Genomic DNA, 18,429 nt, shown 5'->3' on the forward strand with positions numbered 1-18,429 from the left:
ATTCGCTAACTCAATGGAAAACTGACTCTGGCTACCACGACCGTTCAATCTCTGAGACGGCAATGTCCCGATATAAAGGACTGACTAGCGGCACATTGAGCTTGAGATGTTATAACGCTCAAGTTGGTGAGGCGTTAGCAAACGTCAAAGCAATGAACAAAGTTCTAGGACTAGGTATGCCTATTAGAAACTAACAGGTAAGTTCCGTAGGATAGATACGTCCTTTAGCTGATTTGATCAACAACGCCGACTGTCTATGGTTGACTCCAAACCCCAAATTGTCTCCCCTTCGAGTACTTTAACCGCACCACTTTGTTGGTTCATCTTGCCAAGAAATAATCAATCTAAGGTTCCATTCTTCCGATAGCGGTCTGATTGAATAGGAATGCAGCACTTTCCTGCAATTTATTTGTGATCTGGGTTGCACGCGTACCGCATACTATCAGATACTGAACAAAACTAACCTTCAGCCACAGTACACAGTTACCCGTAGACTGTTCAGGAAATTCAATGAGTTCAGATAATCAGCCAACCTACTTCTTTTTCGATTACGAAACATGGGGCGTGAGCCCAGCGAAAGATCGTCCAAGTCAGTTCGCCGGCGTTCGTACCGACCAAGATTTCAATATTATTGGTGAGCCATTGGTCATCTACTGCCAACCTCCTGCTGATTACCTTCCTGCACCTGAAGCTGCACTGATTACTCGAATCACTCCACAAAAAGCCATGTCCCAAGGCCTGCCGGAACCAGAGTTCATCGCTAAGATCCATGCTGAACTTGCAAAGCCGAACACCACAAGCCTTGGTTACAACAGTATTCGATTCGATGACGAAGTCACGCGATACACCTGTTACCGTAACTTCATTGATCCGTATGCATGGAGCTGGCAGAACGGTAACTCTCGTTGGGATCTGTTAGATGTGATGCGTGCCGTACACGCCTTGCGTCCTGACGGTATTGTTTGGCCAGAAAACGAAGAAGGTTTCCCAAGCTTTAAACTGGAACATCTATCTGTGGCAAATGGCATTGAACACGAAAACGCGCACGATGCGATGGCCGATGTTATTGCGACGATTGAACTCGCGAAAAAGCTAAAAGCCGCACAACCTAAGATGTTTGATTATCTCTACAACATGCGCCACAAACGTAAGCTGAATGAGCTGGTCGACATCGTAAACATGACACCGTTAATGCACGTTTCAGGTATGTTCGGTCGTGACTGCAATTACACAAGCTGGATTGTTCCTATGGCTTGGCACCCTACCAATCAAAATGCGGTGATTGTTGTCGACCTAGCAAAAGACCCAAGCCCGCTATTGGAACTTGATACTGATGAACTCAGAGAAAGACTTTACACCAAGCGCAGCGACCTAAATGAAGACGAGCTACCAGTGCCAATTAAGCTGGTTCAACTCAATAAGTGCCCTATTCTAGCGCCAGCAAAAACGTTAACCGCTGAAAATGCAGAAACCATTGGTATTGATCGTCAGCAGTGTTTGAAGAACCTCGCGATCCTGCGCGAGCACCCAGAAATTCGTGAAAAATTGATTGGCTTATATTCACAGGAACGTGAGTACGAAAAGAGCGACGATGTAGATACCCAACTTTACGATGGCTTCTTCTCACCGGCGGATAAAACCGCGATGAACATCATCCGTGAGACTGACCCAAATAACTTAGCAGCGTTAGACATCACCTTCAGTGACGAACGCATCAAGCCTTTGTTGTTCCGTTACCGCGCACGTAATTTCCCATGGACGCTAGATGAATCCGAGCAACTTAAGTGGGCAAACCATTGTCGTGAGTTTTACGAAAGCCGCTTAGAAGAGTACATGCTCAACCTAGAGAACCTCGCACACGAACATGAAAGTGACGAGAAGAAAATGGCTATCTTGAAAGCGGTGTATCAATACGTAGAAAAGCTAGCTAGTTAACCCATTATCGAGAGATGTAAAACCTTGAAAGAAAGATTGATCAAACTCGTTTACTGCTTAATCTCCTTCACCTTAATCATAGGTGCTCTCACTGCAGGCAACGCGTTACAACAATACTTAGACACCTCAATCCCAGGCAGTATTTTTGGCATGTTAATTCTGTTCACTGCCATGGTGATTGGTATTGTGCCGGCACACTGGGTACAACCTGGTGCCAGCCTAATTATTCGTTTGATGATTTTATTGTTTGTCCCGATCAGTGTCGGGCTTATGGAGCACTTTGACATGCTGATCGCTAACGCGCTGCCGATTATGGCGAGTGCAGTGGGTGGCACGCTCATTGTATTAGTCTCCTTATCATGGTTCTTAGATCGCTTGCTAGCGAGGGGGAAGTAATCATGTGGATTCTATTAACTATTGTGGTGTTTCTGTTTGCTCGTTGGGTAAGTCAGAAAGTGAACTCCCCGCTATGTAACCCGCTGCTAATAAGCATTGGCATCATCATTCCAATTTTGACGTTCTTTAAAGTCCCGTTCGAGACTTACTACGCAGACAACACTTGGATTACGTACATGCTTCAGCCAGCGGTTGTCGCCCTAGCTTATCCGTTATATGAACAGCTACCTCAAATTCGAGCTAACTGGCGTATCATTACCTTTGCCTGCACGCTAGGTAGTGTGATGTCGATGACAACAGCAGCAATGATTGCCGTCGCTTTCAAAGCCGACCTAAGTTTGATTGCGAGTCTATTGGGCAAATCAGTCACTACCCCTATTGCGATGGAAGTATCAAGCCATCTTGGTGGTGAAGCGGCGATTGCTGCAATACTGGTTCTTATCGTCGGATTATTTGGGGCAATTTTTGCTTACCCTATCTACAATCTAATTGGCATTAAGAGCCCTATTGCCAGGGGTTTAACCATGGGCACGGTTTCTCACGCGCTAGGTACGGCAACTTGCGCTGAAAAGAACCAAGAAGACGCCGCTTTCAGTTCACTGGCGTTAGTGCTTTGTGGCGTTATCACCTCAATAATCGCACCTAGCGTGTTTGGTGCTGTGGTCTGGTTCTATTCCTAGCCTAGACGTAAACAACCAGATTTAGCCCAAGCCTAGCCCTGTAGATATCAGTGTTTGCTTGGGCTTTTTATTGCCATTTATCCAGCTAAAAGCCGGCGATTTTGAGCAATAAGTGCGATATCAGCTGTAAAAATGGTCCTTGCAATCGATTTTAAGTGTGACCTCACTCTAATTATGTAAACCGATGTAACGGAAACAGTACAATAGCGATCGCTGTCACAGAAAATTCCTGAGCATTGCATAAACTTAAAGCCTAAGGTCAATTAAGGATTCAACATGAACAGTCGTATTACCCTGGCGCTGGAAAGTGCTCCATCATCAATGAAAGCGCTTTTAAGTGACATCGTATTAGCAGACAACTTTGACGCGACATTGTCTCCAGAACAGTTCTCTAGCCTGCTTCAAGCAAGTGGTTTAGCGGATAACGAACTACGTATCGCACTACTTCCTTTTGCTGCTGCGTATTCATACGCACCGTTATCTGACTTTTACGTTGGTGCAATCGTTCGTGGTTTGTCTGGTACTTTGTACTTTGGTGCAAACCTTGAAATCGCTGGTGCGCAACTTGGCCAAACCGTACACGCTGAACAATCAGCAATCAGCCACGCTTGGATGAAAGGTGAGCGTGGTATTTCAGACATCACAATTAACTTCAGCCCTTGTGGTCACTGTCGTCAATTTATGAATGAGTTGACTACAGCGAAAGAGCTTAAAGTTCAGCTTCCGCAGCGTGATGAAATGTCGCTACAAGAATACCTACCTGATTCATTTGGACCTTCTGATCTTGGCGTAACAACAGGCTTAATGTCTGAACTCGACCATAAGTACACGACAGAAGAGACGACTCCTATTGTAGTTGAAGCATTAGCCGCGCTTAACCGCAGCCATGCGCCATACACTAAAAATTTAAGTGGTGTGTCGCTCCAGCTAACGACTGGTGAGATCTTTACTGGTGCTTACGCTGAAAACGCAGCATTCAACCCTAGCCTTCCGCCACTACAAGTGGCGTTGATTCAACTAAAACTTGCAGGCTTCGACTTTGAACAAATTGAAAGCGCAGCATTGGTTGAAATCGCCGAAGGTAGCATCAGTCACCTAGCGGATACGCAATCTACATTAGAAGCGATTAATCCCGACATTCCAGTGACTTACTTAGCAATCTAAGTACATCTAATTAACAACCTTTTAAATAAGCAGCCCATTTTTATAGGGCTGCTTTTTTTATGCTTGTAATTAACACCACAACCCACGCAAACGTTTGCTTTTGTCGTTTAAATAAGTATGATCACCCCGTTTTCAATCAATCGTTCAAAAGATCGGAAGGAATTTCTATGTTTGGTACTGCTACTCGTGAAAATGCTACTCGTGTACTTCTATTAGGTTCAGGTGAACTTGGCAAAGAAGTGGCTATCGAGTGCCAACGTTTAGGTTTGGAAGTTATTGCTTGTGACCGTTATGCAGATGCGCCAGCTATGCAAGTCGCGCATCGTAGCCATGTACTGGACATGTTAGATGGCGATGCACTTCAAGCTATTATTGAACTAGAAAAGCCAGATTATGTGGTACCTGAAATTGAAGCTATTGCCACCAGCAAGTTGGTAGAGCTTGAAGCACAAGGCTTGAATGTCGTTCCAACAGCTAACGCAACTAAGCTAACGATGAACCGTGAAGGTATTCGTCGCCTGGCTGCAGAAGAACTCAAGCTAAGCACATCCCCTTACCGCTTTGCAGATACCTTTGAAGACTTCGCTGCCGCGGTTGAATTTGTCGGTATGCCTTGCGTTGTTAAACCAGTAATGAGTTCTTCAGGCAAAGGCCAGAGCGTTATCAAAACCGAAGAAGACATCCAAAAATCGTGGGACTATGCACAAGAAGGTGGTCGCACTGGCGCTGGGCGTGTAATCGTTGAAGGCTTCATCGACTTTGATTATGAGATCACTCTTCTCACTGTTCGTGCAGTCGACGGTGTTCATTTCTGTGCACCTATCGGCCACCGCCAAGAAGACGGCGACTACCGTGAATCATGGCAGCCTCAGGTTATGTCAGACAACGCTCTAAAAGCGGCACAGTACACGGCAGAGCAAGTGGTTAATGCTCTGGGTGGTTATGGTATCTTTGGTGTTGAGTTGTTCGTTAAAGGCGACCATGTGATCTTCAACGAAGTATCCCCTCGCCCACACGATACAGGTTTGGTAACATTGATGTCTCAAGACTCTTCAGAGTTCGCACTGCACGTACGCGCATTTACAGGTATGCCTATCAAATCAATTACTCAGTATGGCCCTTGTGCATCTGCAGTAATCCTTGGCCAAGGCACATCAACAAACATCCGTTTTGAAGGCCTTGCAGAAGCATTAGAGGCACCACAAACACAAGTTCGTCTGTTTGGTAAGCCAGACATCGATGGTCGCCGCCGCCTTGGTGTTGCACTAACACGCCGTAAGAGCACAGAAACCGCGATTGAAGATGCAATCAACAGCGCATCGAAGGTAAAAGTGATTTACTAATCAAATTCTTAGATCTTGAATCTTAACGATCAAAAAGACGGGCCATGTGCCCGTCTTTTCATTAGTGTTATCTCTTCGAAAGTAAACTGAATCTAGACTTCCGATTCAATCAAATACACTTCCTCACTGAATCGAGACAAACCTTTCTTAGCAATCTTAGGGTGCTCATCGTCTGCAATATCTTGGTTCAACAATGTAATCTTGTAACCCGCAAACAACTGTTCGATTTCTAGTTTAGGTACGCTAAACGGGGGGCCTGCCATTTCATCTTGGTCGTAGTCTAGCGTTACAAGTAAGATCTTGCCGCCAGGCTTCAGCAGTTGCTTTAAGCGCTCTACATATTGCACTCGCATTTCAGCAGTCAAAGCGACTAGAGAAGCGCGGTCATAAATAATATCGACAGGCTGAATTGGCGCAGTGAAGTAATCCCCAGTGTAAATACTTAACTCATCAAACTGATAAAGCTCATGTTGACCGTTAATTTGAGTTACGGTTGGCGTGTAAAAATGCTCAGAGAAAAAAGCTCGAACCGCAATCTGGCTCAATTCCACGCCTTGAACGTCTTCATGTTTAGACGCCAGCCAAATCAGATCTTCACTCTTGCCACATAGAGGAACAAAAACACTCTTCTCATAGCTAGGCTCAGTTGCTTTCCAAAACTCAACCAAAAGTGGGTTTACATCTTCAAGGTGGAAACCAATTTGGTTGGCTGCCCATTTATTGTGCCAAAATTCAGGATTATTCATCTTTCGTTCATGTTAAACAGTCATAATGCAAGGGTACAGTATAGAGAAGTAAGAGCAACCTTAGCTTGGCTTAAAGCACCAAATTGGTTTCGAATAAGACCAGAAACTGGCTAGGTTCAAAGTTCTTAAAATTGCGGAACAAACGCTTGGATTATTTGTCTATATGTTCACATTTTAAAGCAATATTAAACGTTAGAGTTGGTTTCTGTCTTAACTAGCCCCATTTAATATGTAGTGAGTTTAGTTAAGCTTTTTTACTCTTATGCGTTACTGGTTACCCCTTTTAACTACACGTTTTTGTAACCTTGTATTTTGGAGTTTGAATGAGTGTATTTCTCCGTACGACGGCCCTGATGCTTCTAGTATTGAGCCGAGCGCCTGCATTCGCAGCAGCACCTGTTTCAACGAGTTCAACTGATCAATCGCGCACAGCGTCTTCGCAAAACCAAGTTTCATCAAACGTATTCCGCCACAGCCTAAGCGGGCTATATGGCATCAAGGCATTCGACTCACGTCCAACTCAGCCTTATACCGACTTCGACATCCTTTACAGCAAAGCTCACCAAGCGCAAGCAGAGCTAGAGACAATCTGTAAAAGTACTGCTCTTCTCACTAATTCAGATGCCCTATTCGCTGGTGTTAAATCTCAAGCTCGCGCTCAAGAGAAAATTGAATTGGAACTGGATGGTGACAACACAAGAATCACCGACCTAGCTCGCGCAACAATCATCGCTAATGATGTAGAAAGCCTAGTTGAAGTGTACGAAGCACTGAGCCGTGAAGCGGACGTAGTAAAAGTGAAAAACAAGTTTAAGTCACCAGCAGATTCTGGCTACCGTGACCTTAACCTTCTGGTTCGCTTACCAAAAACCAATATGATTGCCGAGGTTCAACTGCACTTAAAAGCGATAGCGGATGTGAAAAGTGGTCCTGAACATGAGCTATACGAGATCATTCAAGGTATTGAGCGCCATGCCATTGCTGAAAAGCGCCCAATCAACGACATTGAAGCGGCGCAAATCACTAGCCTGAGACGCCAATCTTTAGAGCTGTACCAACAAGCATGGCAACCATACATTACGACCCATATTAAAGCGGCATAACACCAACCTTACCGCTACTACAAAACAAAAACGAACAAGGGCTGCACTCGCAGCCCTTTTTAATTTCAGTGTATTTCTTGTGAACCACAAGCGAACGCTATTGGTGGTAATACTCCTGAGAGCGTTCATACAAATCCAATGGCTTTAAAGTGCTATAGAAAGCAGCGACATCCTGTAAATCCTTATCAGATAGAGACTTCACGACTGACTGCATATATAAGTCCTGACGTGCATCACTTTTAAAATCACGCAATTGTTTAAGGATGTAGCTGGATTTTTGCCCTTTAATATTTGGGTAAGTCTGCACGAAAGGAATGATCTTATCACCGTGACACTGGCTACATAGGTTGTTAACGAGCTTTTCACCTGCCATCAGGTTCGGTATATAAGGTTCTGTTTTGTCACTTTGTACTGTCAGCTTTGGTGAAACCTTTCCCACCGTTGCAGTGTTGTCGTCAGTGCATGCGGAGAGTGACATCACAGCAGCAGTCGACGCTACACAGAGCAGCGTGAACTTAGTTAGATTCATTATTGCTCTCCCGGCATAGGCGGCATCAGAGCGCTATGAATAGGTTTACGTCGATACTTGTTCATGTCGATACCTTTGTCTTGATAGTAGGTGCTCAGATAGTCCAGTACCGGGTCCCATGTATCAGACAAGTCCCATAGCCCCTGCGTGTCTACCATCCATTGAATCGTTTCACGCCATTGCTCTCGGGTACCACTGTTCTGCGCTACTATAAGACTTGTGTGGCACGCATTACATTGGCCTTTCACTAACTCCCATCCCGGAGCCATGATTAAACCTGAACTCTTATCTACCCCATAGAAAGCCTTTGGGTTATCCGGTACTTCATCGGCATGAACAAGCATTGAGGTTAACAAGCTACAGACCAGCGCCGCCCTCATAATGTCTTTACGATAAGAGCGCTTGTTGTTCTGAGTTGAATTATCACACATGGCTTTCCTCACGAAACTCTTACCGCAACTCTATGGCAACCATTAAACAGATACCCTTTTGGGTTCCATTGTGGTTGAACAACAGGCTGGCTATCACCTTCACTATTCGTGGCCTTCGCCCATATTTCGTAATAACCCGTCATAGGAAATTCAAGATCAAGTTCCCATTGCTGCCATGCGCCTTTGTTAACGGGCTTCTTGAGGTCTGCATCATGCCAAGTTGTACCGTAATCGAAACTGACTTGGAGCTTCTCAACAGTTCTCAGCCCAGCCCATGCATGCCCGCTCACTTTAACCTTTTTACCTAGCGTAAACTCAGTACCGCTTTTAGGAGAGGTGATCAGCGACTTCACAATCATCTCTTCAATGATTCTAAAATCCTTGTTTTCTACTTTTTCACCAGGTGCGATTGGGTGCTTAGGCACTTGATATGCGGGTGCTGCCATTTTATGGCCATCATGCACTTTATTACGAATACTAATACCCGTAGTACACTTTTGAGAGACAGAAGCTGGGCGTCCTCCAAATACCGTTCTCAGTGGGAAACCGTGAAGATATGGAATAGGTTCACCATTCATTTCCCATGCAATCAAAGCGTTGTCAGTCATTGCGGCTTCAATCGGTACACCACGTGAGATGGCCTCACCTTTGCCGCTTAAGTGCTTATCGAAGCCATGGTTGCCCACGTACACCGCGTCATCTTTAATACCACTGTCTTTTAGCACATCACTAAGCAACACACCTGTCCACTGTGCGCAGTACACACCTGCGTTGTTCCACTGATTGCCTTTTGTGCTTGGATAAAAGTTATTGCGGCTGTTGCCACCACACTCCAATACTAGGCTTTGAGTGTGATGCTTAAATTTCGATTTGAGTTCCGCTATTGTGTAAGTTTTACTCTGTTTTACAGACTCCCCTTTCACTTCGAACGTCCAAGTATCCGGGTCCATTTTATTGAAATCTGGCATTAAACCATTCCATCGAACAAATGGAACATTGGCAGGCGTAACAGCGGGCGCAAGCATGCTTTCTGGCGGATAAGCATTCAAAGGGTTGGTATTTAAAACGGTATAATAATCCGGCAAATCTTCTGCTTTTGCCCACGTTAAGGCATTGATATCTAAAGCATCTAAACCTTCAGGACGATTAGCTGCGAACACCCAAGAGACCGGTAACGCAGACGCCGCGGTTGCAGTTAATGCAGCTTTCAGGAACTGTCTTCTATCTAAACTCATTGTTGCGATCCTTTGTGATTCAGTGTGTAAAAGTAAGTGGCAAGCTGCTCAATATCTTGCTCAGACAAAAGCTGGGCAACTTTAGACATGCTCTTATCGGAACGTTGTCCACTCTTAAAGGCCGTGAGCTGTTCAACCAAGTAAGGCTTGTTCTGCCATTTCAGGTTCGGAATAGAAGGAAAAGAAGTGTCTTGAGTACTGCCATGGCAAGCGATGCACATATTGGCAATTTGTTGGTAATCGGCTGCTTGGCCTATCGCGGGAAATAAAAGTAATACCCAAGCTAAAGCGGCTTTTCGCACACATCCTCCTAAGATCTGGATCAAAAAATCAGTTTGATCGGTCATAAAGTGGACGCATTACAGCAAATAGAGCGGTGTATTTAAATTCAATTAGAATTAACTACCGTTCAGGAGAACTGAACGATGATTAGAAATTATGCGAGATGCGAGATGCGAGATGCGAGATGCGAAAAGATAAAAGAATGAAAACTAGGGACGAGAATAAATACAGTGATACAAGTAAATTACCACCTTCTAAAGAAGGTGGCTTTGTGTGAGCCCCCTAAAAGGGGGCCTTTGTTTAGTCCAACGCCAGTTGCTGCTGCTCCACGCGCTCTTTTTTCTCTTGATGTCTTACATAGCGTCGAATGATTTCTTCATTAACCCCTACGCTATCGACAAAATAGCCCCTTTGCCAAAAGTGGTTACCCCASAGTTTGTTTCTCCTTAAATATGGAAATTTACTAAAGAGTTTTAAAGCTATTTTGCCTTTCAATACACCCATCAACTTGGATATCGATACCTTAGGCGGAACTTTTACTACCAAGTGTACGTGGTCAACTTGAACGTTTAATTCAACGACTTCACATCCAAGTTGATTACAGTAAACGTTTATACATCGATAAACTTCTTTRCCTACATTGTTTTTCAAAATCCTAAATCGATACTTTGGTGTCCACACTATGTGATATTGACATCTCCAAAATACGTGGGAAGCTTGATTATATCTGCTCATGTTATTTGTCCTCTTTGACTTCGCTAAAAATCAAGGGAGCATTTAACATGGGTAGAACTACAGGCAAAGCCAAACTGAATGATAACCACCTACTGAAGTAGGTGGTTTAGGGCTGAAAGTAAATTACCACCTTCTAAAGAAGGTGGCTTTGTGTGAGCCCCCTAAAAGGGGGCCTTTGTTTAGTCCAACGCCAGTTGCTGCTGCTCCACGCGCTCTTTTTTCTCTTGATGTCTTACATAGCGTCGAATGATTTCTTCATTAACCCCTACGCTATCGACAAAATAGCCCCTTTGCCAAAAGTGGTTACCCCAGAGTTTGTTTCTCCTTAAATATGGAAATTTACTAAAGAGTTTTAAAGCTATTTTATACATCGATAAACTTCTTTACCTACATTGTTTTTCAAAATCCTAAATCGATACTTTGGTGTCCACACTATGTGATATTGACATCTCCAAAATACGTGGGAAGCTTGATTATATCTGCTCATGTTATTTGTCCTCTTTGACTTCGCTAAAAATCAAGGGAGCATTTAACATGGGTAGAACTACAGGCAAAGCCAAACTGAATGATAACCACCTACTGAAGTAGGTGGTTTAGGGCTGAAAACAAAAAGACCACGCTAGGCGTGGTCTATTGCTTGGCTACTTCTCGATTTTAATATTTTCAACTCGGGCCTTTAGTTTTTGTCCCGGTCTAAAAGTAACAACACGTCGAGCAGAAATTGGAATGTCTTCACCAGTTTTCGGGTTACGACCAGGTCGCTCGTTCTTCTCGCGAAGATCAAAGTTACCAAAACCAGACAGTTTTACCTGTTCGCCATTTTCAAGCGCTTTACGAACTTCTTCGAAAAACACTTCAACCGTTTCCTTGGCATCCCGCTTGCTGTATCCGAGTGTCTCAAACAGGTTCTCAGCCAAATCGGCCTTCGTGAGTGCCATAAAACTTTCCTCAAAGCTATGTTAATCATTGCTACTATCGCCAGTAGCGCCAAAGCATTTACCCTATTCAATCAATGAGATAAGGTCATTTACAAGGAAAGTGTATGCCAAGCTTCTGATTTTCGCCAACTTTTTTATCTCAACTGTCAGATTATTATTTCAAATCAGAAAGATAACTCGCTCTGAATTTCACATATATGGCTAAAAAACATCTGCCTAACAGTTATCAAATAGAACTATATTCCAATTACTGTTGGTAAATTGGAATTTAAAACTTTACCCGTCTAAATAATAATTTTTGAGACTTTTCTCCTATCCCCAATAAAATCAGCCACTTGATTTGATATCCATCTCAACAGAGGTTATGAAATAATCATTATTAAATATGAGATTTGTATCATTTCAGAATTTAATTCGAATCGGTCAATACTAACACTGATAGTGAACTGACTTTTTCTCTAATTCATCTGTATTCCAATCCTGTCAATCTCCCTCTTTAGTGACGCTCTGCAGCAAAGTACATTTCACAGCGTCAAATTGTTATGTTATAACACCTCAACTCGGAGGGATTTTAGTACTTAGAATGAAAGATATTGAAGCGATCATTAAGCACGTCAAACAAGGATGTAAAGACAATAGAAAACAGTTCACCGCCAAAAGGCTGCTGATACTGCGTGCGTTGGCACATGCCGATAAAGCGCTGTCTGCCTACGAGTTAGTCGACTATTGCAAAGAGCATTTTGATCAACATGTTCAAGCAATGTCGGTCTACCGAGTCTTGGATTTTTTAGAACAACACCACCTAGCACACAAGATTAAGGTATCAAATAAACACATCCTTTGTGATAATGAACATGGCATCCCACAATTTTTGATTTGTTCTAAGTGCGACAAGATAAGTGAACAAACCATCACCCCTTCTATTATTCGCGATCTTAAATCTCACGCGAAACAACAAGGATTCACCGTCACAAGCCCTCAATTAGAGATCAGCTGTGTTTGTGATGAGTGTGCCAAGCCCGAAGTGAGTACACCCTGCTAAGAGTACCTACATCTAATAACTAGATTCCGATCGTATTAGCCTAATTAACAAGGAGAGAGTGAAACGCTATGCCTGCAACGCTCATTAAAAATGCCTACGTGGTCAATGAAGGTACCGTAACCGAGACAGATGTATTAATTGTCGACCAACGAATTGAAAAGGTTGCAAGCAACATACAGCCCAATTCAAATTGTGAAGTCATTGAAGCAAAAGGTTGCTACCTCATCCCGGGGATGATTGACGATCAAGTCCACTTTCGCGAACCCGGCTTAACCCACAAAGGCTCAATCGCAACAGAGTCACGTGCCGCTGTCGCCGGTGGTATTACTAGCTACATGGAAATGCCAAACGTAAACCCTGCCACTACGACCATTGAAGCCTTAGAGAAAAAATTTGATATGGCAGCACAGAGTTCACTGGCTAACTACTCTTTTTACCTAGGTGCAACTGAAGATAACCTAGAGCAAATCAAACAGCTCGATCCGACCAAGCACTGTGGCGTAAAGGTATTTATGGGTGCTTCAACGGGTAACCTGTTGGTTGAAGATCCTCAAGCACTCGATGCTATATTCCGTGATTCTCCCGTCCTAATTGTCACCCATTGTGAAAGCGGGCCTGTTATCGCTAAAAACCAAGAGCAATTAAGAAAAGAGAAAGCAGATTTCACGATTGAAGACCACCCTATCCTGAGAGATGACAGAGCCTGCTATGCCTCTTCTTCTTATGCCGTTGAGCTCGCTAAAAAGCACAATAGCCAGCTTCATGTATTGCATATCACTACAGAGAAAGAGTTAGCACTATTTGATAAAGGGCCAATCGAAGGTAAGCGCATAACCGCTGAAGCGTGTGTTCATCACCTTTGGTTCAGTAATGAAGATTACCCAAGGTTAGGGAACCAAATCAAATGCAACCCAGCCATCAAATTTCCAAGCGATAGAGAAGCACTACTTGCCGGCCTTAGCACCAATCAAATAGACATCATCGCCACAGACCATGCTCCTCACACATGGGAAGAAAAACAAGTTCCTTATGAGCAAGCGCCTGCCGGTTTACCTCTTGTACAACACGCCCTCTTAACTCTGTTTGACCACGTGCATGCCGGAACCATGACCGTAGAGCAAGTCGTAGAGAAAACAGCACATAACCCATCCATTCGTTATGCGATACAAGAGCGCGGTTATATTCGTGAAGGCTACTTCGCAGACTTAGTACTCGTCGACCCACAAGCATCAACATTAGTTGATCAGGAAAACAACCTTTATCAATGTGCTTGGTCTCCATTCACGGGTCACGAATTCTCTTCTCAGATCAAACATACTTGGGTAAATGGCACCAAGGTTTATAACAATGCAGATTCGAGCTTGATCCAAGATACAAATCACTCTCCAGCAATGAGGCTGTCATTCGAGCGCTAGTTCAGCAGTTATTACCATCAATAAAAAGAAATCAATATGTTAAGAAGAAACCCTAATGGTCATATGCCAAACGTATCGGAAACTGCCTTCATTGATCCAACAGCCATTATTTGTGGCAAGGTCATCATTGAAGACAACGTGTTCATCGGTCCTTATGCCGTGATACGTGCCGATGAGGTTAATGAACACGGTGACATGGAAGCCATCGTGATTAAGCGCGACACCAATATTCAAGATGGTGTGGTTATCCATTCAAAAGCTGGTGCTGCAGTAACCATAGGAGAACGCTCCTCTATCGCTCACCGCTCCATTATCCATGGGCCTTGTGAAGTCAGTGACGATGTCTTTATCGGCTTCAACTCTGTCGTTTTCAATGCCGTCATTGGTAAAGGTTGCGTGATTCGTCATAACTGCGTGGTGGACGGACTCGACCTTCCTGAGAATTTTCATGTACCACCGATGACCAACATAGGTTCAGGCTTTGATCTAAACAGCATTTCAAAAGTACCACCAGAATACTCGGCGTTTTCAGAATCGGTTGTCTCTGCCAACCATACTCTTGTTCAAGGCTATAGAAGGATTGCTAATGAACTCTAATAAATCCCCCTTGCTTGGGATTCCGACCAACATTATTACTGGGTTTCTCGGAGTAGGAAAAACCTCTGCGATTCTTAACTTAATGAAGCACAAACCAACCGATGAGAATTGGGCTATTTTGGTGAATGAGTTTGGTGAAATTGGCGTTGATGGAAGTTTATTCGAAGGCAATCAAACCAAACAACAGCAAGTTTTTATTCGCGAAGTACCAGGGGGCTGCATGTGCTGTGCAGCGGGGTTACCGATGCAGATAGCACTCAATCAGTTGCTTTCTGAGGCGAAGCCAGACCGCTTACTGATTGAGCCTACTGGGCTTGGCCACCCTAAAGAAGTGTTAGAAGTATTATCTTCTGAACATTATCGTAAAGTGCTGTCACTGCAAAAGAACATCACCTTGGTAGATGCTCGCAAGCTGTCTGATACTCGTTATGCTGACCACAATACTTTCAACCAACAAATTACCATTGCGGATACGATCGTCGGCAATAAAGTAGACCTTTACAACAAGGGGGATGCAGAAAAGCTTGCCGAGTACGTTGCTCAGATTTGTCACCCTGACACTAAGCTGATCTTTGCTCATCACGGTAAGATCCCATACGAAGAGTTTGATGGAAGCAGTAGTTTTTATCACCACCAAGCTCATGGGCACCATCACCACCATGCTCACAAACAAGATAAGTCACTTGCGTCTGAACTACCGATGCCAGAAAGTGGCATGCTCAAAGCAACCAACCAAGGTGAAGGCTTCGAGAGTATTGGCTGGCGATTTTCAGCTGATAAACTGTTTGACCACCAGCGTTTACGACACTTTCTAGTCGGCTTGAAAGTTGAGCGTATGAAGGCCGTGTTCATTACTCCAAATGGTATCTTTGGCTACAACTTAACAGAGGATGGTTTGACCGAATCAGAACTCGATGAGTGCAGTGAAACCAGAATTGAGGTAATAGGTCAGCGCATAGAGAGTGATCTGGAAAGCCAGCTTCTAGATTGTCTTGTTAACTAAGTTCACTCTATCGATAATTAAAACTAAAGCCCTATGAAATAAGACATTCATAGGGCTTTTTAGACATTGGAGTAAGCATCACTACGTTAGTTTACCGACACCAGTTGCTTCTCTGTCACCTGATGTGCCGCTACTCACCGCTTTTGCAGGTTTAACGATCAAACCAATCCCGATTAAGAACAACACCGATGCCACTACTTGAGCGAGTGACAACACTTCGTCGTACATAAAGTATCCGCTGATTAGCGCGAAGACTGGCACGAGCAAAGTTAACGGTGCGGTTGTGCTTAATGGATATTGGATTAACAACTTGTTCCACACCCAATAGCCAAATAGCGTGGTTGGATAAGCCTGAAACAGCACCGCAATTGTAGTGTTCCAATCCCACTGTTCAATCCCCTGCCAGATGATTTGATCCCCGTGTAACATCACAGCAAACAACACCAACGGCACTGGTGCAAACAACATTCCCCACACATTAAACGCAAACGCCTGCTTAGTTTTGGAAGCCTTAACAATGACGCCCATTAAGGTCCAACTGCACGCTGCAATCATAATCAAGATAACGCCATTAACGGTGACATTCCCTTTCGCCGCCGAGACCAAGACTGCCAGTGCACACAGGGCTAACATTGCACCAATTAACTTACGAACCGACGCACTTTCTTTGAAAACCCATACCCCAACTGCCATTCCAATAAGCACATTGCTTGAAAGCAATACTGAGGAAAGCCCAGATGAGAGGCCTGCTGTGATCGACCATGATGCCATGCCCCAAATACCAACCCCGAACACAAAGCCATAGCTCACGAGATACCGCCACGCGACATTTGGCCTTGCGACAAAGAATATCACTGGTATCACGGCTAGCGAGAAACGCGCGGCCGTTGCCAGCAACGGATGAACATTAGTTACACCCATTTTGATCATCGAGAAATTGAATCCCCAAATTGCCATCACCAATACCGCTAGCAACAAATCATTTCTTTTCATACTGTCCCCCTCCTTTGTTTTGAAAGAGTATCCCTTGAACAACAAAAGCGGTACAGATACAATTTTTGCAACAAAAACCCGTACAGTTAACTTCAGTCATGAGCATTTACAGAAAACTTGCGAATCAGTTTATTAATGAGATTGAAAGTGGGAAAAGACCCGAAGGTGGGCGTATGCCTTCGCTTCGTCAATTAGCTAAGCAACAAGCCGTCAGCATGTCGACTGTAGTCAGCTGTTACCAAGAGTTAGAATCTCAGGGCTGGATTCACTCTCGACCACAAGCTGGGTATTTTGTTTCTCCTCATAAGCCTGCTCACTCCACACCTGAATGGGCACAGTTTGAGAGTAAGGTTTCCAGAGTTAGACAAACTGCATCGACTCACAACGCAATAAATGGGCCTTTAGGGGTTTCTAGCACCACCAATGATGAGCAATCGGTCGTTGAACTAGAACGCAGTTTCCGCCGCTCAATAAAACGCATGGGTAACAGGCTCAACCATTACCCTGATACTCAAGGCGAGCCGATATTACGACAAGCATTGTCCACTCACTTTGCTAAGCTTGATGTGCATTTTTCACCCGACGAACTGGTGATAACCGCTGGCTGTATGTCTGCAATAAAAGCCGCTCTTGAATCATGCACCAAAGAAGGCGATACCATTGCCATTAGCTCACCATGCTTTAATGGCATACTCGAATTACTTGGCAAGATGTCGCGTAAGATCATCGAGATCCCATCTCTAGATGACGGTGTAGACCTACAACAGTTAGAAACACATCTGAAAAGCAAGCGTGTCGATGCCGCTATCTTCTGTACCTCTCATATGAACCCGCAAGGGATCAATATGTCTGCCAGCCAAAAGCAGAAATTGGCGGCATTAGCGAATGAATATCGAGTGCCGATCATCGAAGACGATGTGTATCTAGAACTCTCTTATTCTTCGCACACGCCTCTGCCCGCCAAATACTATGACAAAGATGGTTATGTTTTATGGTGTGGTTCTGTCTCGAAAAGCTTATCACCGAGTTACCGCTTAGGATGGTGCTTACCTGGAAGGTATATTAATGAGTACAAAGCACAGTTTTCTGCTGCAAGCTACGGCGTTGCCCTGCCTACTCAACTCGCTGTCGCTGACTTTATTGAATCTGGTCAATACGCAAAACACGTTCGAAGAAGATGTGCTCAAATCCTCTCTTTACGCCAACAATACCTGAGTTATTTGACTCAAAACCTTCCTGATGGCGTCAAAATAAGCAGCCCACAAGGTGGCATGGTACTTTGGCTACAGATCCCTAACCTCAACCATATCGTGTTTGCTCAAGCGGTTTCTGAGAAGAAGATTGATATTCGGCTTGGGCATCTGTTCAGCACTCTTGATCTCTACAGCAACAGCTTACGCATCAACTTTGGTTATGCGCTAGAGGGAGAGGCCAAACAACAGCTGGATGACTTGATTGAACTTATTTGCCAATGTGTCAACAAATAGCCTTTGACCCAAGCTTTAATCTTTAATTAGCTCATCGTTATTTGGGCTTTGTTGCGTAATTCAATGGAACTAAATCCAGAACCTACGATCTGATCAGCTACCTCCACTCTCTCTCGTAGTCCTATRCCTAAGCCTCGTTACAAAACAACCAACTGGAAGCAATACAACCAATCACTCATTAACCGTGGTTCTCTGACCTTTTGGATTGATGAAGAAGCAATAAGCGGGTGGGCGCAAAGCAAACAGAATAAGCGCGGGAGGCCGCGTCGGTTCAGTGATTTAGCTATCACGACAGCACTCATGGTCAAACGAGTTTTTTCTATGCCATTGAGAGCGCTTCAAGGATTTATCGACTCGATATTTAGGCTAGCCCAT

20 protein-coding genes and 2 pseudogenes are annotated in these 18,429 nt (G+C 44.1%); 13 read left to right on the forward strand and 9 right to left on the reverse strand.

Going from position 1 to position 18,429, the window contains the following annotated elements; genetic code table 11:
* From L1D55_RS24540 to purT, 6 genes and pseudogenes are all read left to right on the forward strand, one after another.
* Positions 1 to 194: pseudogene (locus L1D55_RS24540) on the forward strand (IS5/IS1182 family transposase); the annotation flags it as partial.
* 316 nt (positions 195 to 510) lie between these two features.
* Positions 511 to 1,935 carry an exodeoxyribonuclease I gene (gene sbcB / locus L1D55_RS24545; RefSeq protein ID WP_171367094.1) on the forward strand — a complete coding sequence of 475 codons (1,425 nt, stop codon included), beginning with the start codon at positions 511 to 513 and terminating at the stop codon, positions 1,933 to 1,935.
* Positions 1,936 to 1,959: 24 nt separating this feature from the next.
* Positions 1,960 to 2,331, forward strand: a complete 372-nt coding sequence (locus L1D55_RS24550) for a CidA/LrgA family protein (RefSeq protein ID WP_008217481.1) — start codon at positions 1,960 to 1,962, stop codon at positions 2,329 to 2,331.
* 2 nt (positions 2,332 to 2,333) lie between these two features.
* Positions 2,334 to 3,011 (forward strand): LrgB family protein, encoded by a 678-nt coding sequence (locus L1D55_RS24555; protein WP_239919204.1) that lies wholly within the window; start codon positions 2,334 to 2,336, stop codon positions 3,009 to 3,011.
* Positions 3,012 to 3,287: 276 nt separating this feature from the next.
* Positions 3,288 to 4,175, forward strand: a complete 888-nt coding sequence (cdd, locus tag L1D55_RS24560; RefSeq protein ID WP_239919205.1) for a cytidine deaminase — start codon at positions 3,288 to 3,290, stop codon at positions 4,173 to 4,175.
* A gap of 167 nt (positions 4,176 to 4,342) precedes the next feature.
* A complete protein-coding gene (gene purT / locus L1D55_RS24565; RefSeq protein WP_239919206.1) occupies positions 4,343 to 5,518 on the forward strand; it encodes a formate-dependent phosphoribosylglycinamide formyltransferase in 1,176 nt (391 codons plus the stop codon).
* A 92-nt stretch (positions 5,519 to 5,610) separates the two neighbouring features.
* Here the strand turns inward: purT and L1D55_RS24570 are convergent, their stop codons facing one another.
* Complete coding sequence (locus L1D55_RS24570; RefSeq protein ID WP_239919207.1) at positions 5,611 to 6,264, reverse strand: thiopurine S-methyltransferase; 654 nt, start codon at positions 6,262 to 6,264, stop codon at positions 5,611 to 5,613.
* A gap of 323 nt (positions 6,265 to 6,587) precedes the next feature.
* On the opposite strand from L1D55_RS24570, the gene L1D55_RS24575 reads away from it, so the two are divergent.
* The gene (locus tag L1D55_RS24575) at positions 6,588 to 7,367 is read left to right on the forward strand and encodes a RelA/SpoT domain-containing protein (protein ID WP_239919208.1); all 780 of its coding nucleotides are present in this window, start codon (positions 6,588 to 6,590) and stop codon (positions 7,365 to 7,367) included.
* Between the two features lie 97 nt (positions 7,368 to 7,464).
* Here the strand turns inward: L1D55_RS24575 and L1D55_RS24580 are convergent, their stop codons facing one another.
* From L1D55_RS24580 to ihfA, 7 genes and pseudogenes are all read right to left on the reverse strand, one after another.
* Entirely contained in the window at positions 7,465 to 7,896 is a 432-nt protein-coding gene (locus tag L1D55_RS24580; RefSeq protein WP_239919209.1) for a c-type cytochrome, read from the reverse strand.
* Positions 7,896 to 8,327 (reverse strand): cytochrome C, encoded by a 432-nt coding sequence (locus L1D55_RS24585; protein WP_239919210.1) that lies wholly within the window; start codon positions 8,325 to 8,327, stop codon positions 7,896 to 7,898. The genes L1D55_RS24580 and L1D55_RS24585 overlap by 1 nt, the downstream gene beginning before the upstream one ends.
* Positions 8,328 to 8,335: 8 nt before the next feature.
* Complete coding sequence (locus L1D55_RS24590) at positions 8,336 to 9,562, reverse strand: sulfite oxidase (RefSeq protein ID WP_239919211.1); 1,227 nt, start codon at positions 9,560 to 9,562, stop codon at positions 8,336 to 8,338.
* The gene (locus tag L1D55_RS24595; RefSeq protein WP_239919212.1) at positions 9,559 to 9,864 is read right to left on the reverse strand and encodes a c-type cytochrome; all 306 of its coding nucleotides are present in this window, start codon (positions 9,862 to 9,864) and stop codon (positions 9,559 to 9,561) included. The genes L1D55_RS24590 and L1D55_RS24595 overlap by 4 nt, the downstream gene beginning before the upstream one ends.
* A gap of 280 nt (positions 9,865 to 10,144) precedes the next feature.
* Positions 10,145 to 10,579: an IS200/IS605 family transposase gene (tnpA, locus tag L1D55_RS24600; RefSeq protein ID WP_239919213.1), complete on the reverse strand. Its 435-nt coding sequence runs from the start codon at positions 10,577 to 10,579 to the stop codon at positions 10,145 to 10,147.
* A 179-nt stretch (positions 10,580 to 10,758) separates the two neighbouring features.
* A pseudogene (locus L1D55_RS24605) lies at positions 10,759 to 11,066 on the reverse strand (transposase).
* Between the two features lie 154 nt (positions 11,067 to 11,220).
* Entirely contained in the window at positions 11,221 to 11,517 is a 297-nt protein-coding gene (ihfA, locus tag L1D55_RS24610) for an integration host factor subunit alpha (protein ID WP_004734853.1), read from the reverse strand.
* Between the two features lie 583 nt (positions 11,518 to 12,100).
* Between ihfA and L1D55_RS24615 the strand changes: the two genes are divergently transcribed.
* From L1D55_RS24615 to L1D55_RS24630, 4 genes are all read left to right on the forward strand, one after another.
* Complete coding sequence (locus tag L1D55_RS24615; protein ID WP_239919214.1) at positions 12,101 to 12,559, forward strand: transcriptional repressor; 459 nt, start codon at positions 12,101 to 12,103, stop codon at positions 12,557 to 12,559.
* 68 nt (positions 12,560 to 12,627) lie between these two features.
* Positions 12,628 to 13,974, forward strand: coding sequence for a dihydroorotase (locus L1D55_RS24620; RefSeq protein ID WP_239919215.1), 1,347 nt, complete (start codon positions 12,628 to 12,630; stop codon positions 13,972 to 13,974).
* A 36-nt stretch (positions 13,975 to 14,010) separates the two neighbouring features.
* Positions 14,011 to 14,571, forward strand: coding sequence for a carbonate dehydratase (locus tag L1D55_RS24625; protein ID WP_004741797.1), 561 nt, complete (start codon positions 14,011 to 14,013; stop codon positions 14,569 to 14,571).
* On the forward strand, positions 14,561 to 15,574 hold the full coding sequence (locus L1D55_RS24630; RefSeq protein WP_239919216.1) for a GTP-binding protein: 1,014 nt from the start codon (positions 14,561 to 14,563) through the stop codon (positions 15,572 to 15,574). Before L1D55_RS24625 ends, L1D55_RS24630 begins: the two co-directional genes overlap by 11 nt.
* Before the next feature lie 81 nt (positions 15,575 to 15,655).
* Here the strand turns inward: L1D55_RS24630 and L1D55_RS24635 are convergent, their stop codons facing one another.
* Positions 15,656 to 16,567: an EamA family transporter gene (locus L1D55_RS24635; RefSeq protein WP_239919217.1), complete on the reverse strand. Its 912-nt coding sequence runs from the start codon at positions 16,565 to 16,567 to the stop codon at positions 15,656 to 15,658.
* A gap of 98 nt (positions 16,568 to 16,665) precedes the next feature.
* Between L1D55_RS24635 and L1D55_RS24640 the strand changes: the two genes are divergently transcribed.
* Both L1D55_RS24640 and L1D55_RS24645 read left to right on the forward strand, forming a co-directional pair.
* Positions 16,666 to 18,054 (forward strand): PLP-dependent aminotransferase family protein, encoded by a 1,389-nt coding sequence (locus L1D55_RS24640; RefSeq protein ID WP_239919218.1) that lies wholly within the window; start codon positions 16,666 to 16,668, stop codon positions 18,052 to 18,054.
* A 123-nt stretch (positions 18,055 to 18,177) separates the two neighbouring features.
* Positions 18,178 to 18,429 (forward strand): transposase (locus L1D55_RS24645; protein WP_239919219.1); only part of this gene is annotated, 252 nt, incomplete at its 3' end.

Origin of the sequence: Vibrio sp. Isolate22, assembly GCF_022398115.1 — a bacterium.
In the GTDB taxonomy this organism is placed as follows: domain Bacteria; phylum Pseudomonadota; class Gammaproteobacteria; order Enterobacterales; family Vibrionaceae; genus Vibrio.